General features: G+C 66.1%; 32 protein-coding genes. 8 read left to right on the top strand and 24 right to left on the bottom strand.

The window, feature by feature from the left end; translation table 11 throughout:
• The first annotated feature begins 57 nt into the window (after positions 1-57).
• Entirely contained in the window at positions 58-480 is a 423-nt protein-coding gene (locus FOA17_RS10145; RefSeq protein ID WP_149141346.1) for a tellurite resistance TerB family protein, read from the top strand.
• Complete coding sequence (locus tag FOA17_RS10150; protein WP_149141347.1) at positions 477-1406, top strand: 2-hydroxyacid dehydrogenase; 930 nt, start codon at positions 477-479, stop codon at positions 1404-1406. The genes FOA17_RS10145 and FOA17_RS10150 overlap by 4 nt, the downstream gene beginning before the upstream one ends.
• A 10-nt stretch (positions 1407-1416) precedes the next feature.
• On the opposite strand, the gene FOA17_RS20300 is transcribed toward FOA17_RS10150, so the two are convergent.
• The 3 genes from FOA17_RS20300 to FOA17_RS10165 form a co-directional block, all read right to left on the bottom strand.
• The gene (locus tag FOA17_RS20300) at positions 1417-2319 is read right to left on the bottom strand and encodes a calcium-binding protein (RefSeq protein WP_149141348.1); all 903 of its coding nucleotides are present in this window, start codon (positions 2317-2319) and stop codon (positions 1417-1419) included.
• A gap of 104 nt (positions 2320-2423) precedes the next feature.
• The gene (locus FOA17_RS10160; protein WP_149141349.1) at positions 2424-4631 is read right to left on the bottom strand and encodes a Hint domain-containing protein; all 2208 of its coding nucleotides are present in this window, start codon (positions 4629-4631) and stop codon (positions 2424-2426) included.
• A gap of 193 nt (positions 4632-4824) precedes the next feature.
• Positions 4825-5568: a DUF1013 domain-containing protein gene (locus FOA17_RS10165; RefSeq protein WP_149141350.1), complete on the bottom strand. Its 744-nt coding sequence runs from the start codon at positions 5566-5568 to the stop codon at positions 4825-4827.
• 128 nt (positions 5569-5696) lie between these two features.
• On the opposite strand from FOA17_RS10165, the gene FOA17_RS10170 reads away from it, so the two are divergent.
• Positions 5697-6356, top strand: a complete 660-nt coding sequence (locus FOA17_RS10170) for a ribonuclease T2 family protein (protein ID WP_149141351.1) — start codon at positions 5697-5699, stop codon at positions 6354-6356.
• A gap of 261 nt (positions 6357-6617) precedes the next feature.
• On the opposite strand, the gene FOA17_RS10175 is transcribed toward FOA17_RS10170, so the two are convergent.
• Both FOA17_RS10175 and nth read right to left on the bottom strand, forming a co-directional pair.
• Entirely contained in the window at positions 6618-7601 is a 984-nt protein-coding gene (locus FOA17_RS10175; RefSeq protein ID WP_149141352.1) for an adenosine kinase, read from the bottom strand.
• Positions 7598-8242 (bottom strand): endonuclease III, encoded by a 645-nt coding sequence (gene nth, locus FOA17_RS10180; RefSeq protein WP_149141353.1) that lies wholly within the window; start codon positions 8240-8242, stop codon positions 7598-7600. Before nth ends, FOA17_RS10175 begins: the two co-directional genes overlap by 4 nt.
• 111 nt (positions 8243-8353) lie before the next feature.
• Here nth and FOA17_RS10185 point away from each other — a divergent pair, with 111 nt between their 5' ends.
• The 3 genes from FOA17_RS10185 to FOA17_RS10195 all read left to right on the top strand — a co-directional run bounded on the left by FOA17_RS10185 (position 8354) and on the right by FOA17_RS10195 (position 10884).
• On the top strand, positions 8354-9247 hold the full coding sequence (locus tag FOA17_RS10185; RefSeq protein WP_149141354.1) for a methylated-DNA--[protein]-cysteine S-methyltransferase: 894 nt from the start codon (positions 8354-8356) through the stop codon (positions 9245-9247).
• Between the two features lie 102 nt (positions 9248-9349).
• The gene (locus FOA17_RS10190) at positions 9350-10000 is read left to right on the top strand and encodes a YiaD family glycine zipper/OmpA-like lipoprotein (protein WP_149141355.1); all 651 of its coding nucleotides are present in this window, start codon (positions 9350-9352) and stop codon (positions 9998-10000) included.
• Between the two features lie 116 nt (positions 10001-10116).
• The gene (locus FOA17_RS10195) at positions 10117-10884 is read left to right on the top strand and encodes a FadR/GntR family transcriptional regulator (protein WP_149141356.1); all 768 of its coding nucleotides are present in this window, start codon (positions 10117-10119) and stop codon (positions 10882-10884) included.
• 69 nt (positions 10885-10953) lie between these two features.
• Here the strand turns inward: FOA17_RS10195 and FOA17_RS10200 are convergent, their stop codons facing one another.
• The 5 genes from FOA17_RS10200 to FOA17_RS10220 all read right to left on the bottom strand — a co-directional run bounded on the left by FOA17_RS10200 (position 10954) and on the right by FOA17_RS10220 (position 13532).
• Complete coding sequence (locus FOA17_RS10200; protein ID WP_149141357.1) at positions 10954-11511, bottom strand: F0F1 ATP synthase subunit B; 558 nt, start codon at positions 11509-11511, stop codon at positions 10954-10956.
• Positions 11512-11515: 4 nt separating this feature from the next.
• A complete protein-coding gene (locus tag FOA17_RS10205; RefSeq protein WP_149141358.1) occupies positions 11516-12052 on the bottom strand; it encodes a F0F1 ATP synthase subunit B' in 537 nt (178 codons plus the stop codon).
• A gap of 79 nt (positions 12053-12131) precedes the next feature.
• On the bottom strand, positions 12132-12365 hold the full coding sequence (locus tag FOA17_RS10210; RefSeq protein ID WP_054300836.1) for a F0F1 ATP synthase subunit C: 234 nt from the start codon (positions 12363-12365) through the stop codon (positions 12132-12134).
• Between the two features lie 49 nt (positions 12366-12414).
• Positions 12415-13185, bottom strand: coding sequence for a F0F1 ATP synthase subunit A (locus FOA17_RS10215; protein WP_238991777.1), 771 nt, complete (start codon positions 13183-13185; stop codon positions 12415-12417).
• Positions 13182-13532, bottom strand: coding sequence for an AtpZ/AtpI family protein (locus FOA17_RS10220; RefSeq protein ID WP_149141359.1), 351 nt, complete (start codon positions 13530-13532; stop codon positions 13182-13184). Before FOA17_RS10220 ends, FOA17_RS10215 begins: the two co-directional genes overlap by 4 nt.
• Positions 13533-13736: 204 nt before the next feature.
• On the opposite strand from FOA17_RS10220, the gene FOA17_RS10225 reads away from it, so the two are divergent.
• Positions 13737-14111, top strand: coding sequence for an ArsR/SmtB family transcription factor (locus FOA17_RS10225; RefSeq protein WP_149141360.1), 375 nt, complete (start codon positions 13737-13739; stop codon positions 14109-14111).
• Positions 14112-14297: 186 nt separating this feature from the next.
• On the opposite strand, the gene FOA17_RS10230 is transcribed toward FOA17_RS10225, so the two are convergent.
• The gene (locus tag FOA17_RS10230; protein WP_149141361.1) at positions 14298-15806 is read right to left on the bottom strand and encodes a malonate--CoA ligase; all 1509 of its coding nucleotides are present in this window, start codon (positions 15804-15806) and stop codon (positions 14298-14300) included.
• A 205-nt stretch (positions 15807-16011) separates the two neighbouring features.
• Here FOA17_RS10230 and FOA17_RS19745 point away from each other — a divergent pair, with 205 nt between their 5' ends.
• Positions 16012-16176, top strand: a complete 165-nt coding sequence (locus tag FOA17_RS19745; RefSeq protein WP_162528220.1) for a hypothetical protein — start codon at positions 16012-16014, stop codon at positions 16174-16176.
• On the opposite strand, the gene FOA17_RS10235 is transcribed toward FOA17_RS19745, so the two are convergent.
• The 13 genes from FOA17_RS10235 to FOA17_RS10295 form a co-directional block, all read right to left on the bottom strand.
• A complete protein-coding gene (locus FOA17_RS10235) occupies positions 16145-16954 on the bottom strand; it encodes a division plane positioning ATPase MipZ (RefSeq protein ID WP_149141456.1) in 810 nt (269 codons plus the stop codon). The two genes, FOA17_RS19745 and FOA17_RS10235, sit on opposite strands and share 32 nt — an antisense overlap.
• A 114-nt stretch (positions 16955-17068) precedes the next feature.
• Positions 17069-17995, bottom strand: coding sequence for a restriction endonuclease (locus FOA17_RS10240; RefSeq protein WP_238991778.1), 927 nt, complete (start codon positions 17993-17995; stop codon positions 17069-17071).
• A gap of 148 nt (positions 17996-18143) precedes the next feature.
• Complete coding sequence (gene rpmE / locus FOA17_RS10245) at positions 18144-18365, bottom strand: 50S ribosomal protein L31 (RefSeq protein WP_149141362.1); 222 nt, start codon at positions 18363-18365, stop codon at positions 18144-18146.
• Positions 18366-18376: 11 nt separating this feature from the next.
• Entirely contained in the window at positions 18377-18751 is a 375-nt protein-coding gene (gene rplS, locus FOA17_RS10250) for a 50S ribosomal protein L19 (protein ID WP_149141363.1), read from the bottom strand.
• Positions 18752-18983: 232 nt separating this feature from the next.
• The gene (locus tag FOA17_RS10255; RefSeq protein ID WP_162528221.1) at positions 18984-19496 is read right to left on the bottom strand and encodes a GNAT family N-acetyltransferase; all 513 of its coding nucleotides are present in this window, start codon (positions 19494-19496) and stop codon (positions 18984-18986) included.
• Complete coding sequence (gene trmD / locus FOA17_RS10260) at positions 19493-20335, bottom strand: tRNA (guanosine(37)-N1)-methyltransferase TrmD (protein WP_149141364.1); 843 nt, start codon at positions 20333-20335, stop codon at positions 19493-19495. Before trmD ends, FOA17_RS10255 begins: the two co-directional genes overlap by 4 nt.
• A 56-nt stretch (positions 20336-20391) precedes the next feature.
• Positions 20392-21177, bottom strand: coding sequence for a hypothetical protein (locus FOA17_RS10265; RefSeq protein ID WP_149141365.1), 786 nt, complete (start codon positions 21175-21177; stop codon positions 20392-20394).
• Positions 21178-21180: 3 nt separating this feature from the next.
• Positions 21181-22062, bottom strand: coding sequence for a hypothetical protein (locus tag FOA17_RS10270; protein WP_203232298.1), 882 nt, complete (start codon positions 22060-22062; stop codon positions 21181-21183).
• 89 nt (positions 22063-22151) lie between these two features.
• Complete coding sequence (gene rimM, locus FOA17_RS10275) at positions 22152-22676, bottom strand: ribosome maturation factor RimM (protein WP_149141367.1); 525 nt, start codon at positions 22674-22676, stop codon at positions 22152-22154.
• A 1-nt stretch (position 22677) separates the two neighbouring features.
• Entirely contained in the window at positions 22678-23319 is a 642-nt protein-coding gene (gene bluB / locus FOA17_RS10280; RefSeq protein ID WP_275259869.1) for a 5,6-dimethylbenzimidazole synthase, read from the bottom strand.
• Positions 23316-23669: a 30S ribosomal protein S16 gene (gene rpsP / locus FOA17_RS10285; protein ID WP_149141368.1), complete on the bottom strand. Its 354-nt coding sequence runs from the start codon at positions 23667-23669 to the stop codon at positions 23316-23318. Before rpsP ends, bluB begins: the two co-directional genes overlap by 4 nt.
• Positions 23670-23711: 42 nt before the next feature.
• Complete coding sequence (locus FOA17_RS10290) at positions 23712-24011, bottom strand: chorismate mutase (protein WP_149141369.1); 300 nt, start codon at positions 24009-24011, stop codon at positions 23712-23714.
• Positions 24008-24562 (bottom strand): GNAT family N-acetyltransferase, encoded by a 555-nt coding sequence (locus FOA17_RS10295; protein WP_149141370.1) that lies wholly within the window; start codon positions 24560-24562, stop codon positions 24008-24010. The genes FOA17_RS10290 and FOA17_RS10295 overlap by 4 nt, the downstream gene beginning before the upstream one ends.
• Between the last annotated feature and the right edge of the window lie 4 nt (positions 24563-24566).

Below are 24566 nucleotides of genomic sequence, written 5' to 3' on the forward strand. Positions count from 1 at the left end.
CCGGCCCTGTCGCGCGTCAATATTCTCGGGCGCGAAACGCCATAAGGAATACCGCCCGTGTCGGACAACACCCCTTCCCTTTCGCCGCAGGATGCGCTGGTCGCCGTGATGGTCGCGGCCTCGGCCAGCGACGAAAACATGCGCACGGCCGAACTGGTTGCCATTCAGCGCATGGTGAACCACATGCCGGTCTTTGCCAGCTATGACGCCGACCGTATCCGCCGCGTCAGCCAGACGGTGCTGGATCTGTTCGAGGTGGAGGATGGGCTGGATGCGCTGTTCGGCCTGATCCGCGATGCGCTGCCCGAGCGGCTGTATGAGACCGCCTATGCGCTGGCCTGCGATGTGGTGACGGCCGATGGGCGCCATACCGATGCCGAATTGCGCATGCTGGAGGAGATCCGCGACGAGCTGAGCATCGACCGCCTGCATGCGGCGGCGATCGAATGGGGCACCCGCGTGCGGCATCTGCAACCATGACCGTCACCGTGCTGTTCGGCGCGGGCGCCGCGCTTTGGCCCGAATATGCCGCGCCGCTGCGGGCGGCCTTTGCCGAGGCGGGGCTGGCGGTCGAACTGACGCCCGAGGCCGCGCCCGAGGCGGTGGCATATATCGTCTATGCCCCGGGCAGCCCGTTGCAGGATTTCACGCCCTATACCCGTTGCAAGGCGGTGCTGAACCTCTGGGCGGGGGTCGAACGCATCGTGGGCAACCCGACACTGACCCAGCCGCTGTGCCGGATGGTCGATCCGGGTCTGACCGAGGGCATGGTGGAATATGTCACCGGCCATGTCCTGCGCCATCACCTTGGCATGGATCGCTGGATCAAGGGCGCGCCCGGCTGGGACCAGATCGTGCCGCCGCTGGCGCGCGAACGCCGGGTGGCGGTGCTGGGGCTGGGCGCATTGGGCCTTGCCTGCGCGCGCGCGCTGCGGGCGCTGAATTTTCAGGTGACCGGCTGGAGCCGCAGCCCGAAGCCCGGTCTCGACCTGCCGGCCCATCACGGCGCCGCGGGGCTGGAAACCGTGCTGCGGCAGGCCGAGATCGTGGTGACGCTGCTGCCCCGCACGACCGAGACCGAAAACCTGCTGGATGCCACGCGCCTGTCCTGGCTGCCTGCCGGTGCTGTGATCATCAACCCCGGGCGCGGGGCGCTGATCGACGATGCGGCGTTGCTGGATGCGCTGGACCGGGGGGCGCTTGGCCATGCCACGCTCGACGTGTTCCGCACCGAGCCTCTGCCCGAGGATCACCCGTTTCGCCATCATCCGCGCGTCACGGTCACGCCGCATATCGCCGCCGATACCCGGGCCACATCCGCCGCGCGGGTCATCGCCGAGAATATCCGGCGCGGCGAAGCGGGCCTGCCCTTCCTGCATCTGGTGGACCGCGCGCGGGGCTACTGACCCCGCGCGATCAGATGAAGACGAAGTCGTCCTTGCCAAGGTCTTCCCACTTCACATCGGCCAGAATGATGGCCTTGTGTCCGTGGAGCGTGTGAAGCTCGATCTTGACGCCGGCCTCACCATACCCATCGAATGCCACATGGCGCCGAAAGCTCGGATGCGCATTGACAACATCGAAGACGATCTTGTCTTCGCCGGGCACGAAATCCCAGATCACGTCGTCATATTGGCTGTTGTAGTTGGAAATTCCGTCGCCGGCGCGATAGAGGAACTGATCCGCGCCCGCCCCGCCAAGCAGCTCATTATGCCCGGGGCCAGGATCCAGCACATCATTGCCGTAGCCGCCATCCAACCTGTCATGGCCGCGCGCCCCTATCAGACGATCGTCGCCCCGCCCGCCTTCAAGCGTTTCGTTCAGGCTCGCCCCGATGATGGTGTCATTTCCCGCCCCGCCGTCCGCGCCACCGGACATATTGTTCAGCAGGATACGGTCATTGCCGCTGCGCAGCAGCTTGCCGATCGCATGGTCCCAGGAATAGGGGTCCGCATTCGACATCAGCGACTGCAACTTGCGCGCCGGGATGTCCAGCCCACTGATCGTCAGGGCCGACCGCCAGCCTTCGCCTTCGACATAACCAAGGAATGTGACCCGTGCGACATGACCGCCGGTCATCCGCCCCGCGCTGCCATCTGCTCCATCGCCGCGCCCGTTCAGGTCTTGGCCCAAGAACACGATGCGGGTCTTGTAATCCCCGAACATCAATCCTTCGAGAACAAATGCCGGGGAATGACGCCCGCCATCATAGCGCAAATGGGGGTTGAATTCCGTGCTGGTGCGGTTCTGCCAGATATCGACGATATCCTCGCCGTGAAACGCCCCGTGATCACGCTTGTGAAACCAGAAACGGGCCAAAATCGCACTCCTGCCTGTGTCGCGCCGGTCCTATGCACGCATAACGCGAAACGCAAACTGCGACGGGGCAGCCCCCGGCGGTGCGATACTTGCGCTGCGCCCGGTCAGACCCGCAGCAGCGCGCGCGCCTCGTGTGATTTCAGCGTCATGCGCGCGGCCTCGAAATTGCGCGGCAGAACGCCGGTCGCCAGATCGGGGAACAGCTTCACCACCTCGTCGCGGGTCGGGCAATCGAGGCCCGCCAGACTGCGGTCGCCGGGCTGGAAGCTTTCGCTCCAGGCGCCATCGCCCAGCACCAGTTCATGCCGGTCGAACAGCAGGTGAATATAGGTCACCTCGCGCAGCGCGGCGCATTCGATGCCCGGCTGGCCGACCAGGTGAATGGCGCGTACCAGCACCTCATCGGTGCCGAACATCAGCTCGGCGCGCTGTCCGGTGACCAGCATCCGGTGCTGGCGCGACACCAGCATGTCGCGTTCCGGCAGGCCCTGGCCAAGCGCGCCCTTGCGGATGCGCACGGGTTGCAGTGCCGGGTCGGCGATCAGTTCGCCAATGCCCAGCCGACGCTGCCCGACCCAGCGGATCGGCTGCAAGCCATGGTCGCGCGTCATCACCCGCTGGCCCGGGCGCAGATTTTCCACCGCCACCTCGCCGCGATCGGTGACGATCGCCGTGCCGGGGGTGAAACAGGCCACGATATTCTCGATATTCAGAAAGGTGATGGTGCCGGTGACATTGCCCCAGGAATCGAGGAACTGCACCACGCCGTTCTCGCCGTTCAGCGGGTCGCGAATGATGCGATGCGGCCCCAGCCCGGTCAGGTCGAGCGTGTCGATATCATCGCCCGCCTCGCCGCCGTCGATGGTGTCGCCCAGTCCGGCATAGATGAAATCGCGGTCGCCACCGCCGGTCAGGAAATCACTGCCGGCCCCGCCGACCAGCGTGTCCTCGCCCGCGCCGCCATAGAGCCAGTCATTGCCGTCGCCCGCCTCAAGCCAGTCATTGCCGGCCCCGCCATCCAGCGTGTCGTCGCCCGGCCCGCCATAAAGCGAGTCATTGCCGTCATCGCCCAGCAGCGCGTCATTGCCGGCGCCGCCGCTCAGCGTGTCGTTGCCGGCGCCACCATACAGAAGGTCATTGCCCGATCCGCCATCCAGCAGGTCATTGCCCGCGCCGCCGTCAAGGTTGTCTTGCCCGTCGCCGCCATAGACAAGATCGTTGCCCGCATCCCCCCAGAGCGAGTCATTGCCGGCGCCGCCCAACACCGTGTCATTGCCGACCCCGCCATAGACCTGGTCATCGGACCCGCGCGCGTCGATATAGTCATCGCCCGCCGCCCCATAGAGGACGTTGGTATAGATATCGCCCGACAGGCCCTGATTGTCGAAGCCGATGATCGTGTCGTTGAAGGCCGACCCGAACACGCCGTCCACCCCGGACAGCACATCGCCCGCGGCATGGCCACCACTGGCCGTATTGTTGGAAAGGTTGATCGAGACCGCAGCGTTCGAGTCGCTGTAGTCCACATAATCCATGTCCTCGCCGCCAATCAGCGTGTCGGCCCCTTCGCCGCCGATCAGGGTATCGTTGCCCTCGCCGCCTGAAAGGTAATCGCTGCCGGCGCCGCCCTCGAGCCGGTTGTTCGCCTCGTTGCCGGTCAGGGTGTCGGCATAGGCGCTGCCGAGCAGGTTTTCGATATCGCGCAGCCGGTCGCCATTGGCATCGCCGCCATAGCCGGTGCCCAGGCTGCTGGTCAGAAACCCGAGATCATTGCCCAGAAGGTCAAGCCCCAGCCAGGTGCCCGACCCGAGCGAGACATTCACCCCCGACGTGGAGGCAGAATAATCCGCCGTATCGACGCCCGCGCCGCCCTCCAGCGTATCCGAACCCGTGCCGCCGATCAGCGTGTCGGCACCTTCGCCACCATAGAGCGAATCGCTGCCGGCACCGCCATCCAGCCGGTCATCCCCGGCGCCGCCCGTCAGCTGGTTGGAACTGCTGTTGCCGGTCAGCGTGTCATTGAAATCCGACCCGACCAGCCGCTCGATCGAGGACAGGACATCGCCCTCGGCATGGCCGCCATGCCCGTCGCCCGTGGCCAGATCGACATCGACCGCGGCATTGGAATCGGAATAATCCGCCGTATCGGTGCCCGACCCGCCATAAAGCGTATCAGCCCCGGCCCCGCCAAACAGCGTGTCCGCACCGCCATTGCCGCTCAGCAGGTCATTGCCGGCGCCGCCAAACAGCGAATCCGAACCATTCCCCGCGTTCAGGGTGTCGTTCCCTGACGTTCCGTTATAGGTTGCCACGTCTGCCTGCCTGTCATGCCCGGGGTTTGCCCCGGTGCGAAACTGCTCGGCGTCCAGATTACGTCAGCTTTGCGGCAAATTTTAGACAAAGGTGGCAGGCCGGCGGCGGAAAGCCCGCCACCTGTGACGGAAAAACCCCGGCAAGGCCGGGGTTTCCCATGAAATTACAAGGAACTGCGCCGGGTCCGCCGGATCAGTTTTCGTCCTCGTCATCCTCGTCATCGCCATGCGGCAGATTGAAAAAGCTGTCGGCGTCGGAATAATCGGCCGGGCTTTCCTCTTTCTCGGGCGCGCCAAAGGCCTCCAGCCCGGTCAGCGCATCGGCCGTGCGGGCCTCGGGCGCCATGCCCAGCGACTGTTCGGTGGACACCAGTTTGCGACGCTCGTCATCCGACATCACGCCGCCCTCGGCCGCCTTCTTGCGCACGGCGGCCTGCACCGCGGAATCCAGCTCCGACTGCTTGCACAGGCCAAGCGCGACCGGGTCGATCGCCTGCATGTTCTGGATGTTCCAATGCGTCCGTTCACGGATAGAGGCGATGGTCGGCTTGGTGGTGCCCACCAGCTTGCCGATCGCCCCATCCGACAGTTCGGGGTGGAACTTCACCAGCCACAGGATCGCATTCGGACGATCCTGACGCTTGGACAGCGGCGTATAGCGCGGCCCGCGACGCTTGTCCTCGCCCACGGCGGCGGCGTTGAACTTCAGCTTCAGCTTGTACAGCGGGTCTTTCTGGCCGCGCTCGATCTCGATCGCATCCAGCTGGTTGTTCGCGACCGGATCGAAACCCTTCACGCCCGTCGCCACATCGCCATCGGCAATGCCCTGCACCTCAAGCTCGTGCATCCCGCAGAAATCGGCGATCTGCCGGAAGCTCAGCGTCGTATTGTCCACCAGCCAGACTGCGGTCGCCTTGGCCATCAGCGGTTTCGACATGCGGATCTCTCCTTTACAAATCTCTCCCGTGCCGGGAAAACGGCTGCAACCGATCCGGCTGCGATTTCCACGTTTTCGGGGAATTCAGCGGTCCCTATACTGCGAATTCAGCGCGGGGGAAAGAGAAAATGCGTGCATTTGCAGGGGCCGCCCCCGCGATCCTGACCGCCATCCTGATCGCCTGCGCCACCACCCCCGCCACCGCCGAAGGCGAACGCGCCGGGGATTTCGACTATTACGTCATGGCGCTCAGCTGGTCGCCCAACTGGTGCGCCCAGGAGGGCGATGCCCGCGGCGCCCCCGAATGCCGCAAGGGCAGCAACCGCGCCTTCACCCTGCACGGGCTCTGGCCGCAGAACGAACAGGGCTGGCCCAGCTATTGCCGCACCGGCGAACGCGACCCCAGCCGCCGCGAAAGCGAGGCGATGGCGGATATCATGGGGGCCTCCGGCCTCGCCTGGTATCAGTGGAAGAAACACGGCCGCTGCGCCGGCCTGCCCGCCAGCAGCTATTATGCGACGATGCGACAGGCCTTCGCCAGCATCACGATCCCGCCGGTCTTCGCGGCCATCGACCAACGCTATAGCCTGCCCGCCTCTGTGGTCGAAGACGCCTTTCTCGAGGCCAATCCCGGCCTGCAAGCCGATCAGATCACCATCACCTGCGATGACGGCCTGATCCAGGAGGTGCGGCTCTGCCTGACCAAAGACCTCCAGCCCCGCCGCTGCGGCCCGGATGCCATCCGCGATTGCCGACTGAAAGACGCGATCCTCGAACCGCCGCGCTGATGCGCGGGGGCCTCGAACCGCCGCGCTGATCCCGCATGGGGTCATTGAGTATTTGGGCAAGAAGCAAAGGCAAATCCGGCCAAGGGGATGGCCAAACGGCTTACCAACCGCAGCACCTGCCTGCCCCCTTGCTCCTTGTCCAAATACTCATTCTTGCCCGACGCCGCGCGCCCGCAAAATTTCTGCGCGCGGGCGCCGCCTGCCATGGCAATGCCGCCCGGCGAAGGCCCCGACGGGGCCCGAGCCGGGCGGCCCCTGCATTCAGATCAGGCCTTCCTTGCGGAACAGCGCCTTGAGGTCGGTTTCGGGGCGCGCGCCGAAATGGCTGATCACCTCGGCGGCGGCGGCGCAGCCCATGCGGCCGGAGATCTCCAGGCTCTGACCCGTCGCCATGCCATAAATGAAACCGGCGGCAAACTGGTCGCCGGCGCCGGTCGCATCCACCGGCACCACGCGGCGCACCGGCACGACGGCGCGTTCGCTACCGCGGATCACGATCACCTCCTCGCCCGAGCGGGTGCAGACCACCAGCCCCGCATCGGCCGCCGCCTGTTGCAGCGCGCTGTCGAGGTCGGTCTGATAGAGGCTTTCCCATTCGTGCTGGTTGCCGATCACATAATCCAAATCCCGCACCAGACGGCGGAAATCGGCGCGGTGGCGATCGACGCAGAACGGGTCGGACAGCGCGATCCCGGCCTGACCGCCGGCATTGCGGCACAGACGCGATGTGCGCTCGAACGCCTCTTTGCCCTTGGGCTTGTCGTAAAGGTAGCCCTCCAGGAACAGCAGCGATGCCTGGCTTGCCACCGCTTCCGACACGTCCTCGGGGCCAAGTTCGGACGAGATCCCCAGATAGGTGTTCATCGACCGCTCGCCATCCGGCGCCACGAAGATCATCGACCGCGAGGTCGGCAATTCGCCACCCGGCACCGGCGCGTTCACGAAATCGGTGCCTTCCTCGGCCATGGCGCGGGCGTAGAAGCGGCCAAGCGCATCGTCATGCACGCGCCCGATGAAGCCGGTCTTCAGCCCCAGATTGCCCAAGCCCGCCAGCGTATTGGCTACAGAACCGCCCGGCGCCTGCACGCGGTCCTTCATCGCGGCATAAAGCAGTTCGCCCCGCTCCCGCTCCACCAGCTGCATGATGCCTTTTTCGATGCCCATCAGCTCCAGAAAGCTCTCATCGGCCTGGGCGAATACATCGACGATGGCATTTCCGATGCCGATGACCTGATACTTTTTCATGCCGTCTTTTCCTCGAATGAGCAGAGATCCCGGATCAGGCAATCGGCGCAGCGCGGTTTGCGCGCGGTGCAGATATAGCGGCCATGCAGGATCAGCCAGTGATGGGCGTGTTGCTGGAACTCCGCCGGAATATTGTCTTCGATGGCGCGTTCGACCTGATCGACATCGCGGCCCGGGCAGATGCCGGTGCGATTGCCGACGCGGAAGATATGGGTATCGACCGCCTGCGCCGGCACATGCCACCACATGTTCAGCACCACATTCGCTGTCTTGCGCCCCACGCCCGGCAGCGATTGCAGCGCCGCGCGCGACGAGGGCACCTCGCCGCCGTAATCAGCCACCAGTATTTCCGACAGGCGGATCACGTTCTTTGCCTTTTGCCGGAACAGGCCGATGGTCTTGATTGCCTCGGTCAGGCCTTCCAGCCCCAGATCGAGCATCTTTTGCGGCGTATCGACCGTGGCGAACAGCGGCCGCGTGGCCCTGTTCACCCCCGCATCGGTCGCCTGCGCGGAAAGTGCCACCGCCACCAGCAGGGTATAGGCGTTGACATGGTGCAATTCGCCCTGCGGTTCGGCCTCGGCGGCCTGGAACCGGGTAAAGATCGCGCGGATCGTGTGATAATCGAGCTGCCTTGCCATGGCGCCCCTCCTACCCTGCCGGGCAGGCGCTGCCAAGCGATGCCGCATGTTCCGGGTCGAAGCGCGGGCGATTGGCGCCTAATATGGGCCGATACCGCGCAGGAGACGCCGATGACCGATCAAAGCCAGAGCTATCATTACACGGTGATCGCCCGCGCCCTGCGCGAGATCGACGAGATGCAGGCGGCGGGCAATGCCGGCCTGACGCTCGAGGGGCTGGCCGAGCGGATCGGCCTCAGCCCCGCGCATTTTCAGCGCACCTTTTCGCAATGGGTGGGGGTCAGCCCCAAGCGGTATCAGCAATATCTGGCGCTGGACCATGCCCGCCGCCTGCTGGCCGAACGGCATTCGGTGCTGGAGACCGCGCTGGCCACGGGCCTCTCGGGCACCGGGCGGCTGCATGACCTGTTCGTGACATGGGAGGCGATGACGCCGGGCGAGTTTGCCCGGGGCGGCGCGGGGCTGACGGTGTTCTGGGGCTGGTTCGACAGCCCCTTTGGCCCGGCGCTGGTCATGGGCACCGAGCGCGGCATCTGTGGCATGGGCTTTGCCGGCGAACAGGACGAGGCCGCCGTGATGGAAGACCTCGTCGGGCGCTGGCCGCAGGCAAACTTTGTGGAAGACCCGCTGATGCTGCGCCCCTGGGTGCTGGCGGCCTTTGGCGCCAGCGGCACCGCGCCGCTCTGCCTGATCGGGGCGCCCTTCCAGATCAAGGTATGGGAGGCGCTGCTGGCCATTCCCAGCGGCCATGTCACCACCTATTCCGATCTGGCCCGCGTCATCGGCCATCCGGCGGCGGTGCGGGCCGTCGGCACGGCGGTCGGGCGCAACCCGATCAGCTTTCTGATCCCCTGTCACCGCGCGCTGCGCAAATCCGGCGCGCTTGGCGGTTATCACTGGGGTCTGCCGGTGAAACGCGCGATGCTGGCCTGGGAGGCCGCGCGGCATGAGGCCGGCAGCCCCGCGCCCGGCCCCGCGCGCGATCGTGAACCCGCTGAAACGTGATGGGCGAAAAATCGCCTTTGCCCATGCAACGAATTCCGCTTTCGCGCGTTAGGCTCTAAGCTGGGACAGAGCCCGCATGGGCCGATGCGAACGAGGCATGACATGACCATCAAGACTTCCCTGATCTGCGGCGCCCTGGGCCTGAGCCTTCTGGCCGGCTGCGTGCAGGATCCTTACCAGTATGACGACCCCAATGCCCGGGCCAAGGGGGGCGCCGTGATGGGTGGCCTGATCGGCGCGACGCTGGGCGCGACCTCGGGCGGCGATGACCGGCTGGCCAAGGCGGTGATCGGCGGCGCGATTGGCGCGGCAGCCGGCGGCGCCATCGGCAATTCGCTGGACAATCAGGCGGCCGAACTGCGCCAGCAGCTTGGCGCCAATGCCAATGTCGTGCAGACAGGCAACAGCATCAACGTGACCATGGGCCAGGATGTGCTGTTCGCCACCGACAGCTTCTCGGTCCGGCCCGATCAGCAATACAACCTGCAAGCCATCGCGCAAAACCTGGGCCGCTACCCGAACAGCCGGGTCGAGATCGTCGGCCATACCGACAGCGACGGCGATGCCGCCTATAACCAGACCCTGTCGGAGCGCCGCGCCTATGCCGTGCGCGACGTGATCGCCAGCTATGGCGTGCAGCCGGGCCGTCTGTCGGCCTATGGGCGTGGCGAAAGCCAGCCGGTCGCGTCGAACCTGACCGCGCAGGGCAAGCAGCAGAACCGCCGGGTGGAAATCATCATCATCCCGCGCTGACCCTTTCGGGCATGACGCACAAAGGGCGCGGTTTCGGCCGCGCCCTTTTTCATTGCCCCCACCCGGATTTCGGTCATAAAATCTGACCGCAGACCGCCAGTCGGGCCGAGGATCAGATGCCATTCGAAAAGATCACCTCCGAGAAACTGTCGCATTCAGTGGCGAAGCAGATCGAATTGCTGATCCTGCGCGGCATCCTGCGCCCCGGCGAGCGTCTGCCCGCCGAACGGGATCTGGCCGAACGGATGGGCGTCTCGCGCCCCTCGCTGCGTGAGGCGCTCGACACGCTGGAGGGCAAGGGCCTGCTGGTGACCCGGGCCGGCGCCGGCTGTTTCGTGGCCGATGTGCTGGGCAATGCCTTTGCGCCCGCGCTGATCGAGCTGTTCGCCGCCCATGACGAAGCGGTGCAGGATTACATCGCCTTTCGCCGCGATCTGGAGGGGCTGGCCGCCGAACGCGCGGCGCGCCTGGGCTCGTCCACCGATCTGGAGGTCATCAACACCATCTTCACCAAGATGGAGGCCGCGCATCAGAAGCGCGACCCGAGCGACGAAGCCTCGCTCGATGCGCAGTTTCACATGGCGATCATCGAGGCCAGCCACAATGTCGTCATGCTGCACATGATGCGGTCGATGTTCGATCTGCTGAAACAGGGCGTGTTCTACAATCGGCAGATGATGTTCCGCAATCGCATGACCCGCGACATGCTGCTGGATCAGCACCGCGCCATCAACCGCGCGATCCAGACCCGCGATTCCGTTGCGGCACGGGCGGCCACCGCCGCGCATATGGATTTCGTCGAACAGTCGCTGGCGGAACAGGCCAAGGCCGACCGGAACGAGGCCATCGCCCGGCAGCGCATCGAACACGAACGCAACCGCTAGTCCCTCTGCCCAAAAGCAAAACCCCGGCCTGTCAGCCGGGGTTCGCCATCTTGTCACGATGTCGCGCTGTCAGTGCAGCTTGGTCGCCACCTGGTCGATCGCCTCGTCGATGCTGGCCGCGGCGCCTTCGGCCGCGAACTGCTTCGACAGCACGCTGGAAGCGGCGGCCACCGCCACATCCACCGCGCGCTCGCGCACTTCGCGGATCGCGCCGGCCTCGGCCGAGGCGATACGCTCTTCCGCAGCCGCCAGACGGCGCGCGATCGAGGTCTTCAGGTCTTCCTTGGCCTGGGCCGCAGCCGCCTGCGCCTCGGATTTCGCCGCCGAAACGATACGCTCCGACTGCTCCATCATCTCTTTCGACTTGCGTTCGTAAGAGGCGAGGATCGCCTTGGCTTCCTCGCGCAGGGCTTTCGCCTCGTCGAGTTCGGCCTTGATCGCCGCCGCGCGGGCATCGAGCATCGCCCCCAGCTTGCCCGGCACCTTCATGTAGAGAAGGATGCCGACAAACAGGATGAAGGCCAGCAGCACGATGAAGTTCGTGTTGCGCAGCGAGACGAACGGACCTTCCGCCGCCAGCGCGGGACTGGCCATCAGCGCAAAAAGGATCGGGGTCAGAAGTTTCATGCCCTTACCCTTTCAACTTCGCGGTGACGGCAGCGGTGATCCCGCGCGCATCGGCCTTGCCACCCAGGGCCGCGACGATTTCCTTCGCGGTGTCCTTGGCGACCTCGGTCACGCTTTCCAGCGCGCCGGCACGGATCTCGGCGATACGGGCCTCCGATTCCGCGCCCTTGGCCGCGATCTCGACATCGGCCTGCGCCGTCGCCTTGTCGAGATCCGCCTGGATCTCGGCCTTGGCCTCGGCCACGATGCGACCGGCATCCGCACGCGCCTTTTCCAGCGCGGCGTTATAGGCCTTCTCGGCGGCGACCGCCTTCTGCTTCAGCTCTTCAGCTGCCGCAAGGTCGTTGGTGATGGTGCTGCTGCGATCGGCCAGAACCGCCCCGATCCGGGGCAGGGCCACGCGCGACAGCACGAAATAGATCACGACAAGCGCGATGACGAGCCAGAAAATCTGGTTCGCCCAGGTCGAGATGTCGAGCTGCGGCATCCCGGCGGAATGACCCGCCGCGCCCGCCGCTGCCTCATGTGCTTCGGTCGCCATGTTGGTTCCTCACGTCGTCAAAACCTGGCCGGGGGGACGCGACACGCCCACCCGGCCGAGAAGATGCGAAGCGTCAGGATCAGACGGCGAACATCAGCAGCAGGGCGATCAGGAACGAGAAGATGCCCAGAGCTTCGGCAAAGGCGATGCCGACGAAGAGGTTGGCGGTTTGCGACGCAGCCGCCGACGGATTGCGCAGGGCGCCCGCCAGGAAGTTGCCGGCGATGTTGCCCACGCCGATGCCGGCGCCGCCCAGACCGATGGCCGCCAGGCCAGCACCGATGTATTTGCCCATGAGCGCGAGTTCGACCATTTGAGTTCTCCTTGGTGGAAAGTCAGATTGAAGGGTTGAGGTCCGGACCTTAGTGGTGGGCGCCGCCCACCGCGTCTTTCAGATAGACGCAGGTCAGAATGGTGAAGACATAGGCCTGCACGACCGCGACGAGCAGTTCCAGACCGTAGATCGCGGTCACGGCGCCCACGGCCACCGGCGAGATGACAGCCATCGAGGCAAAGCCCGCGAACACTTTCATCACCGCATGGCCCGCCATCAGGTTGCCGGCAAGACGAATGGAATGGCTGACCGGGCGCACGAAGTAGGAAATCACCTCGATCACCGCCAGCACCGGGCGCAGCGCCAGCGGCGCCGACGAAACCCAGAACATGCCGAGAAAGCCGATCCCGTTCTTGACCAGACCCAGAATGGTCACGCCCAGGAAAACGAGCAGCGCCAGCGTCACCGTCACCGCGACATGGCTGGTGGTGGTAAAGCTCATCGGGATCAGGCCGAGCAGGTTCGAGAACAGGATGAACAGGAACAGCGTCATGACATAGGGGAAGTATTTCACCCCGTCATGGCCCGTCACGTCCTCGACCATCTTGTAGATGAAGCCATAGATCATTTCGCCCATGGATTGCAGGCGGGTCGGGATCACGGCACGCCCGCGCGAACCCAGCACCATCAGCGCGATGATCGCCAGAACCGCGACGGCCATCCAGACCGTGACATTGGTGATCTCATACCACTTGATGTTCGACGTGCAGTCGGCATGCGCGGCATCGCAGAAGAACCGCTTCACGATGAACTGGTCCATCGGGTGAATAGCAAAACCGGTCTCGGCCACGTCTGTCATCCTTCGGTTCCGGCGGAGCGCTCCGCCTCGATCTGTGCCTTCTGCGCCCGCATCTGGCGTTCCTGCAAGTCACGGGCGGTGCCGATGACGGTGCGGATGCCAGCCGCGAAGCCAAACAGGATGAAGAGGATCAGCAGGATGGGCTTGGTGCCGAACAGATAGTCCAGCCCGTATCCGATACTGCCCCCGATCAGAATGCCCGAGGTCAGTTCGATCACCATCCGCCAGGCCACTTCCGCCTGCGAAAAATCCTTGCCTGTGCCGGCGGGTTTGGCCGCGGCCCCCTTCGCCTCGGACAGGCGCGCCTCAAGGGCGCGCAGCCGGTCGGCATCGGGTTCTTGCGCCATGGTCACGCCCCCTCAACAGTCGCCGCGAACCTACGCAGCCCACCGGCCCGAGTCAAGCACGGCATCACCGCGCAACATACTGATATATCGAGACTTCCTAAAATTCTCCGCACGCCGGAACCCCTGTTTGCGCTGTCACGCCCCCGTGAGGCATATTCAACCCGACGGTTGACGAAACCCAGCCCCGCAGGCCAGTAACGACAGATGACCTCCACTGCTGACCGCCTCTCCGCCATCTTCGCCGCCCTCGCCGATCCCACACGGCGGGCCATCCTGGGCATGTTGCTCGAGGATGACATGGCAGTGACCGATGTGGCGGAACCCTTCGCCATGTCACTGGCGGCGGTGTCGAAACATCTCCAGACCCTCGCCGAGGCGGGTCTCATCAGCCGCGAGAAACGCGGCCGCGTGATCTGGTGCAAGCTGGAGCCCGACGCGCTGCGCGCCGCCTCGGTCTGGATGCAGGGCTTCGGCCAGTTTGACCCGGTCGATCTCGATGCGCTGGAACGCTTTCTGGAAACCGAATTGCAGCAAGACACCCTTGCCGGACCGATCCACGAGGACCCCGCCGAAGATTGAGTATTTGGGCAAGGAGCAAGACAGCAGACCGCCCGCTCTCCCCTTTGCTTCTTGCCCAAATACTCAATGCCGCCCCTACCGCCCGCGACCGGCCCGGATGTCGGACTGCATGGAACGCCGGCCATGGCAATGCCGCCCGACGAAGGCCCCGCCGGGGCCCGAGAAGGGCGGCCCCCCCTCGTCGGATCAGGCGGTGAACCAGGTGCGATAGCGGTCACGCAGCAGGTTCTTCTGGACCTTGCCCATGGTGTTGCGCGGCAATTCGGCCACCACCACCGCAGCCTTGGGCTGCTTGAACCGCGCCAGCTGGTCACGGATCGCCGCCAACGCGGCCTCGGGCGCCAGCGCCACACCGGGCCGGGCGACCAGAACGGCAAACACCGCCTCGCCGAAATCGGGATGCGGCAGACCGATCACCGCGCTTTCCAGCACTCCCGGCACCTCGTCCAGCAGCAGTTCCACCTCTTTGGGGTAGATGTTGAACCCGCCCGAGATCACCAGATCCTTGGCGCGTCCGACGATGGTCACATAGCCGTCCGCATCGACGAAACCCAGATCGCCGGTGATGAACCAGCCATCCTCGCGCAGTTCCTCGCGCGTTTTGTCCGGCATCTGCCAATAGCCCTTGAACACATTGGGCCCGCGCACTTCGATCACGCCAACCTCGCCCGGTGCGACCTCGGCGCCATCCTGCATCACGCGCAATTCCACCCCCGGCAGCGGGCGCCCCACGGTTCCGGCGCGGCGTTCGCCCTCATAGGGGTTGGAGGTGTTCATGTTGGTTTCAGTCATCCCGTAGCGTTCCAGGATGCGATGCCCGGTCCGCGCCTCGAAATCGCGATGCGTCTCGGCCAGAAGCGGCGCGGAGCCGGAGATGAACAGCCGCATATGCCCGACCAGATCGCGGGTAAAGCGCGCATCGTCCAGCAGCCTTGTATAGAAGGTGGGCACCCCCATCATCGTGGTGGCCTGCGGCAGCAGGCGCAGCACCACTTCCTGGTCAAAGCCGGGCAAAAAGATCATCCGCCCGCCGGTCAGCATCACCAGGTTGGAGGCGACGAAAAGCCCGTGGGTGTGAAAGATCGGCAGGGCATGCAGCAGCACATCGCGATCGCTAAATCGCCAGGCCTCGCGCAGCACCTCGGTATTCGACAGAAGGTTGCCATGGGTCAGCATCGCGCCCTTGGACCGCCCGGTCGTGCCCGAAGTATAGAGAAAGGCCGCCAGATCCTCCGGCCCGCGCGGGGCGGGCGTGATCGTCTCGGGCTGGCCTTGGGCGGCGGCGCGCAGGCTGCCGCTGCCATCGGCGTTCAGCGTCAGCACCCGCGCGCCATGCCGCTCCGCCACCGGCTGCAAGCCCGGCCGCGCGCCTTCATCGCAGAGAAAGACGCGCGGGGTGGCATTGCCGAGGAAATAATCCACCTCCGCCGCCGTATAGGCGGTGTTCAGCGGCAGGAAGATCGCGCCAAGCGCGACCGCCGCGCCATAGGCCGCCAGCGCCTCGGGGCTCTTGGCGACCTGCACCGCGATCCGGTCCCCCACGCCCAGCCCCGCCGCACGCAGCGCATGGGCCTGGCGCGCGACCAGTGCCAGAAAGGCGCGGCCCGTCATGGTCGCGCCGTCGGGCAGGATCAGAAAGGCATCGTCGCGCGCGCCAAGCGGGGCGAACAGGGCATCGAACAGGGTATTGGTCATGGCGGGCTCCCTCGGTTGCGGTCTTCCTGCCATGGCGGCGCCCGCCGGCTCAAGCCTTGCCGGGCGGGCGTTGCCAGAAAAGCCGCGAAAGCATCCCGCCCCGGGCACCTTGGCGCCGCATTTTCGCCCAGCTTCATCGCGAGATTGGGGTCATCGCCCTCTGGCAGGAGGGCATCACCCACCGACCTGACCGGGAGACAGGACAATGACCTTCGTGACCCGCCTGCTGGAAAAATTCCGCGCCCCCGCCGCCACTGCGGAAGCCGAAGATGACATCTTTTCGGTGCGGCTGCGCAAGATGCAGGGCCGCGCCCGCCTTGCGCCGCAAAGCACGCCGTTCAAACACTCCCGGCTGCACCCGGCAGTCTGAGTTCGGTCATCAGGTCGCGCAGTTCCTGGCGCGCCGCGATGTTCGACATATTGAGCTGTTCGACCCCGGCATCCTTGAGGTCGAGCAGCGTCAGCCCCCGGGGGAACAATTCGCGAAAGATCACGCGTTCGGTAAAGCCGGGCGCCACGCGAAAGCCGATGCGGCGCGACAGTTCCTCCAGCGCGGCCCCCACCTTTTTCTTGTTGTGCATCTGCTGCGCCCCGAGCCGGTTGCGCAGCACGATCCAGTCGATCGGCTTCAGCCCGGCCTGCGCCCGCGCCTGCCGCGCCGCCCAGACCATTTCCGAATAGATCGACGGTCCCTTGACCTTGCCGGTCTCCGGGTCGATCCGGGCCAGCAGGTCGAAATCCACGAAACTGTCATTCAGCGGCGTGATCAGCGTATCGGCCAGGCTATGCGCAACCTGGCTCAGCCTTGTATGCGAGCCGGGGCAGTCGATGATGATGAAATCGCTGACCGGCTCCAGCGCGGCGACAGCGGCCGAGAGACGGTGATCAAAGGCGTTTTCGCCGGCGGGCAGCTGGGCCGGGTCCACCTCGGGCAATTCGCGGTAATCGGGGCTGGGCAGCTGCTTGTCGTTGCGGGCCATCCAGGCGCGGCGATTCTCCACATAGCGGCCAAAGCTGCGCTGCCGCAGATCGAGATCCAGCGCGCCCACCCGATGCCCCATGCGCGCCAGCGCCGTCGCCACATGCATGGAGGTGGTGGATTTCCCCGAACCGCCCTTTTCGTTGCCGACAACGATGATATGCGCCATGGCGGCCGCCCCTTCTTCGGTCTTGCTCTTGCGCGCCTTCATATGCGCTGCGCCTGCCAGAGGGAAGCGGGAAGCCGCCGATCCGGGCCTTTGCAAACTCGGGCAGGCACCTGCTCAGTCGAAAAAATCCTCGTCCAGTTTCTTGAGATGCAGAGTTTCCGCGATCCGACATCCGATATCGTAGCGGATCATCAGACGCGCCAGTTGTGCGCCATCGACAAGAACGATGCGCTTGCTGAGGAACGAGGCAGTCTCATGTGCGGCTGCGGAAAAGCCGGATGTCGTGACGAACAAGCCCTTGTTCGCCTTGTGGCGATCCAGACTCCCGAAAAAGTCTCGGATCGCAGCGGAACCGACCGTGTTCCCCGGCCCGAACCGCTTGGCCTGAATATATACTCGATCCAGCCCGAGGGGATCCTGATCGACGACGCCATCAACGCCGTCATCGCCACTGCGCCCTAGCGCGCGCCCCGCATCCTCGGCAGTGCCGCCATACCCCATGGCAAGCATCAATCGGACAATTAGATATTCGAAAAATGCCGGTGGCGCGGCACGGACGCGCTCCAGAAGCTCTTGGGCAAGCGCCTCCTCGATTTCGCGATGCGCGTCCCGCATGACTTCGTCCGGGGTTTGCCCCGGAGATACAGCGGCCGGCAATTGCGAAGTGGACAGATCCCCGAGCGACCCGCGCGTGCCCTCTCGTCCGACAAAATCCCTAAAAGGCTCGAACTGCACAAGAAATGCGTTATCTATTCTCGGCAATTGCTGATCCAGGACGGACTTGCCGGATGCCGTCAGCCGAAAATACCCGCGGCGGCTGATCTCCAAAAGGCCCGCCTTGACCAAATAGGTCTTGGCCCAATGCACGCGGTTCGACAGGACGCCTTGCCGCCCCGAAGGCAAGAGCTTTGTTCGCGCCTCGTCATCCAGTTCAAGTTGGTCAGCGATCTTGCTGACGACCTCACCGATGCGAACTTCACCCTGTTGCGCGGAGCGGAGAACCGGCAGCATCAAGCTCTGATAATCCGGGATAGTGGTCACACCGCCTCCTTAAGCAAAACCATGGCCTGATATTTCTGGCGCGGACAGGTCGCCTCCGCAAGCGCGGACAAGATCGGTGCTGCCTTGGCGCGCACAAACAAAAAGCCCCGCACGGGGGCGGGGCTTTTCGCAACATTCGCGGCAGGGATCAGAAGCCCAGGCCGGCGTATTTGTTCTTGAACTTCGACACGCGGCCGCCGGTATCCATCAGCTTGGCGGTCTGGCCGGTCCAGGCCGGATGCGAAAGCGGGTCGATGTCGAGCGACATCGTGTCGCCTTCCTTGCCCCAGGTGGTGCGGGTGCGGAAGGTGGTGCCGTCGGTCATCTTCACTTCGATGAAGTGATAGTCGGGGTGGATGCCCTGTTTCATGGCGCCAATCCTCACTCAGCTTTTTCTTTGTAGTTGGTGACTTCGGCGATACGGGCCGATTTGCCGCGACGGGCGCGGAGGTAGTACAGCTTGGCGCGGCGCACGCGGCCACGACGCACGACCTCGATCGAATCGATGTTGGTCGAATAGAGCGGGAACACACGTTCCACACCTTCGCCGAAGGAGATCTTGCGCACGGTGAACGAGGCGGAGATGGTCATGCCGCCCTTGCGGCCGATGCACACGCCTTCGTAGTTCTGCACGCGCGACCGGGTGCCTTCGGTCACTTTGAAGCCGACGCGGATGGTGTCGCCGGCCTTGAAATCCGGGATCTTCTTGCCGAGGGCGGCGATTTGCTCGGCCTCGAGTTGTGCGATCAGGTTCATCGCTGTCTCCATGACTGCCTGCGGTGATCCGCAGAGGTGATGTCGTGCCAGAGCTCCTGGTCTTCGATCGGGTCCGCGGTTTGGCCGCGCCCGCCGGAGGTGAACCGACGCTTTGCTTGTGCCGCCCCCATGTTGTCGGCCCGGCGAAGCGGACAGGCCCGGCATGGGGAATCGGGTCCGACGGGCAAGAATGCCCCGGACTGCGCGCGTATAGGGGGAAGGTGGGTTCCGGTCAAGCCATGCCGGAGGGAAAGCGCCAGGTCACCAGACGATTGTCCGAACGCCAGAGCGGCCCCTTGTCGGTAAAGGCGCCGTCATCCCTGCCCCCGGCGGCGGCGTAAAAGGCGCGGGCGGCATGGTTTTCGGCCACCACCGCCAATGCGGCGCCCGGATAGCCCTGCACCTGCAACCCCGCCAGGGCCGCCGCCAGCAGGCGCCGCCCCTGGCCACGGCCGCGCTGATCGGGCAGCAGATACAGGTGGCGTATCTCGCCCAGCCCGGCAAGGTGCGGGCCGGTGGGCGCCCCGAAACAGACAAAGCCCACCGGCTCCGACGCCCCGGCGACCAGCGTGACCGGATCGTCACCTGCCAGCAGGCGCGCCCATTGGTCATGGCGATGCGTTTCGGTCAGGGCGGCGACGGCCTCGGGCGGGGCGAGCGTCCCGTAACATTCCAGCCAGACGCAGTGATGGATCCGCGCCAGCGCGCCCGCATCGGCCGGCCCTGCCCGGCGCAGCGGCGTCACTTGCGCGGCTTGCGGTCGCCCGCCCCCTGCCGTGCCTGATGCGCGGCCCAGAGATCGGGGCGGCGCGCGGCGGTCAGCGCCTCGGCCTGCGCCCGGCGCCACCGGGCAATCTCTGCGTGATTGCCCGATAGCAGCACCGGGGGGATCTCGCGCCCTTCCCAGACCGGGGGTTTGGTGAATTGCGGATGTTCCAGCAGCCCGTCGGAAAAGCTTTCTTCCTCGGTCGAGGCCATGTTGCCCAGCACGCCCGGCAGCAGCCGCACCGTGGCGTCGATCATCGCCTGCGCGGCGATCTCGCCCCCGGTCATGACGAAATCGCCAAGGCTTACCTCCTCGATGCCGAAGGCGTCGATCACCCGCTGATCCACCCCCTCGAAACGGCCACACAGCAGGGTCAGCCCGTCCGCCGCCGCCCAGCCCTGCGCCATGGCCTGCGTGAAGGGCCGCCCGCGCGGGCTGAGAAAGACGATGGGCCAGCGCGCGCGGTCGCGCGGGGTGCCCTGCCCGGCCTGCGCCAGCGCCGCCGCCACCACATCGGCGCGCAGCACCATGCCGGCGCCCCCGCCGGCCGGCGTGTCATCGACATTGCGATGCTTGCCCAGGCCGAAGGGCCGAAGGTCGATGGTTTCCAGCGCCCAAAGCCCCATGTCCAGCGCCTTGCCGGTCAGCGACAGGCCCAGCGTGCCGGGAAAGGCATCGGGGAACAGGGTGACGATCTTTGCGCACCACGCGCCCTTTACCCGCTGCGGCGCCATCAGGTCGCGCGGTTGCAGGTTGGCCGAGATGGTCAGCCGGCCATGGCTTCGGGGTTTCGCGGGTTCGTCGGTCGGATCGCTCATGCCTTCGCTTTAGGCCAAAGCGCGCGGCGCGCAAGGGGTTTCGGCGGCCAGGCGGATCAGGATGCCGCCGCCAGCAGGGCGCGTTTGGCCTGGGTCAACTCCTCCTCCGGCAGGCCCCGCCGGTTGAGCGCGACCAGCCGCGCCGCCAGTTCGGCCGAGCCGCCGCCATTGGCCGGCGGCACCGGCGGCAGGGCTTCGCGCAGCGGCTCGGGCAGGCCAGCCAGATCATACAGCGCCTCGACCGGGCCAAGCCGGCGCGGGCCATGGCGCGCCAGCGCGGCGGCAATCACCGGGGCGCCAGTCTCATGCCCGATCCGCGCCAGCAGGGCGGTGAAATCGGCGGCGGGGGCCAGACGGGTCGCGAAATCCTCGGGCGTTTCGGCCAGATGCGGATGCTGCGCCTGCTGCCAATAGACCGAGGCCAGCCAATCGCCCGGCGCCCGCGTGCCATAGACCAGCCAGGCCGGGCCATCGGGCCAGATCTCGGCCACCGCGCGCAGGGCGATGGCGGCCAGGCGCGGCGCCATGTCATAGCTGTCGATTCCGGGATGGCCGGGCATCAGCCCCGCCAGATCCTCGCAGGACAGAATAAGACCCGGCGCCCCCGCCACCGGCGCAAGCCAGGCCCGCAGCGCCCGCAGCACCATGCGCCGCGCACCGATCCCCGGCGCGCGCGACATCTGGCGCGCGGCCTCGACCAGCAGCGCGCCGCCCGCATCGCCGGGCAGGCGCACGGCCCAGCCCGCCTCAAGCAGCGCCGGGCGATGCGCCGCAAGGGCGGCCTGCACCGATGAGGAGCCGGTCTTGTGAAAGCCCGCATGCAGCAGGATGCGCGGCGGCATGGCTCAGGCCAGCGGGGCAAGCGCCCGGTTGCGCTGGATCAGTGCGCGCAGGGCCGCGCCCACCCCGGATTGTTCGGGGAACCGCGCCCGCGCGGCATCCAGCGCGGTTTCGTTCGGGCAATCGCCCCAGGCATCGGCATTCTGATCGAGCAGCAGGGCGCAGCGTTCGGCGAACAGCTCCAGCAGGGCCGGATCGTCGCCCGCCACCTGCATCGCCTGGACCGGCGCGGCGCGGCCCTGGCAGGCCTCGACCGTCAGCGGATCGGTCGCCTGAAGGATGAAGGCGCGGCGCAGCGCCGGGCCGGCATCGACCAGCCGGTCATGCAGCGCGTCCAGCAAGACCTCCGGCTCCAGATGCCCGCGCAGCGCAGCCAGATGGCCGTCGATCACCGACGCCTCGGTGTCGGGGCGCAATTCGGTCAGCGGTTCCGTCAGCCGGGCGGCGAACAGGCGCGCGGCGGCGCGGCGTCCGGCCTCGGCATCGGGTGTCGCCGCGGCCTCGACCTCGGTCAGCGCATCGTCGAGAAAGGCATTGATCGCCGCCGACTGCCCCGGCGGACAGGCCAGACGCGCAATCGGAATGGCCAGCAACGACAGGAAGATCGGCCCCATGAAGGGCAGCGTCACGCTCAGCCCCGCGACGCCGGCCAACCCGCGCCCGACGCCAAAGCAGATCACCACCAGCAGGGTCTGCACCACGGCGCGGGTGGCGATGGCCAGCCAGCTGTCGGGGCTTTGCCAATCGGCCGCCGTCTGCGGCCATTCCTGCGGGCGCAGCACGATCAGCCACAACAGGAAGATCGCGATGAACACGGGCACTACAGCCCAGCCATACCCGCCCATGCCCGCCAAAAGCGGGCCGACATACAGACATGCCGTAGCCATCTGCAAGATCCGCAGCCGAAGTGTCATGCTCTGCCTCATCCGTGGCTTATGCCATTCTGGTGGGCGACAGAGTGAACCTTGCGGCGCGTTTAGTCCAGTCCTTCCGGCAGATCGGCGACCAGAATCCCCGCCGACAGGTCCACCGAGGGCACAGTCGCCAGCGTGAAGGGCAGCAGAAGCGCCGCTTTGCGGCCCGGCCCGTTGATTTCCAGAATGTCGCCCGCGCCATGGTTATGCACGGCGATGACCTTGCCCAGATCGGCGCCGCCGGTATCGCGCACCGCAAGGCCGATCAGGTCGGAATAATAGAATTCGTCATCGGGCAGTTTCGGCAGGCGGCTGCGATCGGCATAAAGATGCACGCCTTTCAGCGCGTCGGCCTCTTCCTTGGTGGTCACGCCTGACAGGCGCGCGCCCAGCCCCCCGCTCAGCGGACGGGTCAGGCGCAGCTTGAAGCTGCGGCTGCCATCCTCGGTGAACAGCGGGCCGTAATCGGCGATGGCCGTCGGTTCCACGCAAAAGCTTTTCACCCGCACCTCGCCCTGCACGCCAAAGGCGCCGGCAATCGCGCCGACGCAGATGCGGTCACTGTGATCGGGGGTATCGGCGCACATGTCAGCGGGTCTCCATGATGAGCGCGGGCGCGCGGCGTTCCCAGCCGGCGCGTTCCAGTTCGGGGGTCTCGGCCTCGGTTTCGGGGATGCCCACGCAAAGATAGCCGATGAAGCGCCAGCTCTCGGGCACCGCCAGATCGCAGGCCAGCCGCGCGGGCTCGAGGATCGACACCCAGCCCAGCCCCAGCCCCTCGGCGCGCAGGGCCAGCCAGAACAGCGTGATGGCGCCCACCACCGAATAGGCGCGCGCCTCGGGCATGGTGCCGGCCCCCAGCCCCGCGCCCTTGCCGGTCGCATCGTCGCAAAAGACGGCGAACTGTTCGGGCGCTTCGCGCAGACCGGCCAGTTTCAGGCTGGCATAAAGCCCCGCCTGCGCCCCCTGATAGCGGGTCAGCGCCTCGGCGTTGCAGGTCTCGAAATTCGTGATGACGGCGGCGCGGGCCTCGGGGCTTTGCACCCGGATCAGCCGCCAGGGTTCGCTGAGCCCGACCGAGGGCGCCAGCGCAAAGGCAGACAGGCAGCGGTCCAGGACCGCCGCCTCTACCGGATCGGTGCGAAAGCGGCGCACGTCGCGCCGCCATCGCATCAGGTGCCACAGCCCCCGCCGGATTTCCGGGCCGGGGCTGACGGCGTCCTCGCTCACTCTTCGGCCGGGGCCGCCGAACGGGCGGCTTTCTTCTTGGCGCGCTCGGCCATGGCCTTGCCCGGCACGGCGGCTTTCGGGTTGTTGCGGGCCTTCTTCTCGGTCAGGCCGGCAGCCTCCAGGAAGCGGGCGACGCGGTCGGTGGCCTGGGCGCCCTGACCCAGCCAGTATTGCACGCGCTCCACGTTCAGCTTCACGCGGTCTTCGCTGTCCTTGGCCAGCAGCGGGTTATAGGTGCCCAGCTTCTCGATGAAGCGGCCATCGCGCGGCATGCGGCTGTCGGCGGCGACGATCGCGTAGAACGGGCGCTTTTTCGAGCCGCCACGGGCCAGACGGATTTTCATGGACATGGGTGTTCTCCTTCAGTGTCCGGGGAAGCGGGCATGCCCGCGTTACTTTTGCAGTTTCTCGTGATGCCTGATGACTTCGCTGATGATGAAGGTCAGGAATTTCTTCGCAAAATCCGGATCGAGATCCGCCTCTTGCGACAGTTTCTCCAGCCGCTCGATCTGACGCGCCTCGCGCGCCGGGTCCGAGGGGGGAAGATCGTGTTCAGCCTTGAGCCGGCCCACCGATTGCGTGTGTTTGAAGCGTTCGGCCAGCGTATAGACCAGGATCGCGTCCAGCCGGTCGATGCTGTCGCGGTGGTCGCGCAGCAGTTCGGCGGCGCGGCGGGTTGCGTCGGTCGTCATGCGTAGGCCTCCATTCCGCCATCGCTCAGCGTCTCGGGCGCGGGGTGGCGCCAGATGGTGCTTTCGCCGTATTGTTCATGTACGAAGATGCCGTCGGGCGCGCAGCCCATGCGCCGGGCCAGCGCCTGCGAACGGGTATTCTCGCGGGCGATCAGGCTGATGACGGTGGGCCAGCCCAGCACGTCATAGACATAGCCGCGCGCGGCCTGTGCCGCCTCATGCGCCAGGCCCTTGCCCTCGGCCCCGGCAGCCCAGACCGACCAGCCGATTTCCGGCTCGGGCCAGCCTTCGGGGAACCAGGGGCCGCACATGCCCAGGGGGGCGCCGCTGGCGCGGTCGGTAAAGATGAACATGCCATAGCCGCGATGCACCCAATGGCCGGTCATATGGCCAAAGGCGCGCCAGGCCATCGCGCGGGTGATCGGCCCGCCGATATGCGCCGAACGGTCCGAGGCCATGAAATCGGCATAGACCTCGAAATCCGGGGTCACCGGCGCCCGCAGGATCAGCCGCGTGGTTTCCAGCACCGGGGTCGGGCCAAAGCTCAGCATGGCT

This window comes from Gemmobacter caeruleus (genome assembly GCF_008271655.1).
Taxonomy (GTDB): domain Bacteria; phylum Pseudomonadota; class Alphaproteobacteria; order Rhodobacterales; family Rhodobacteraceae; genus Gemmobacter; species Gemmobacter caeruleus.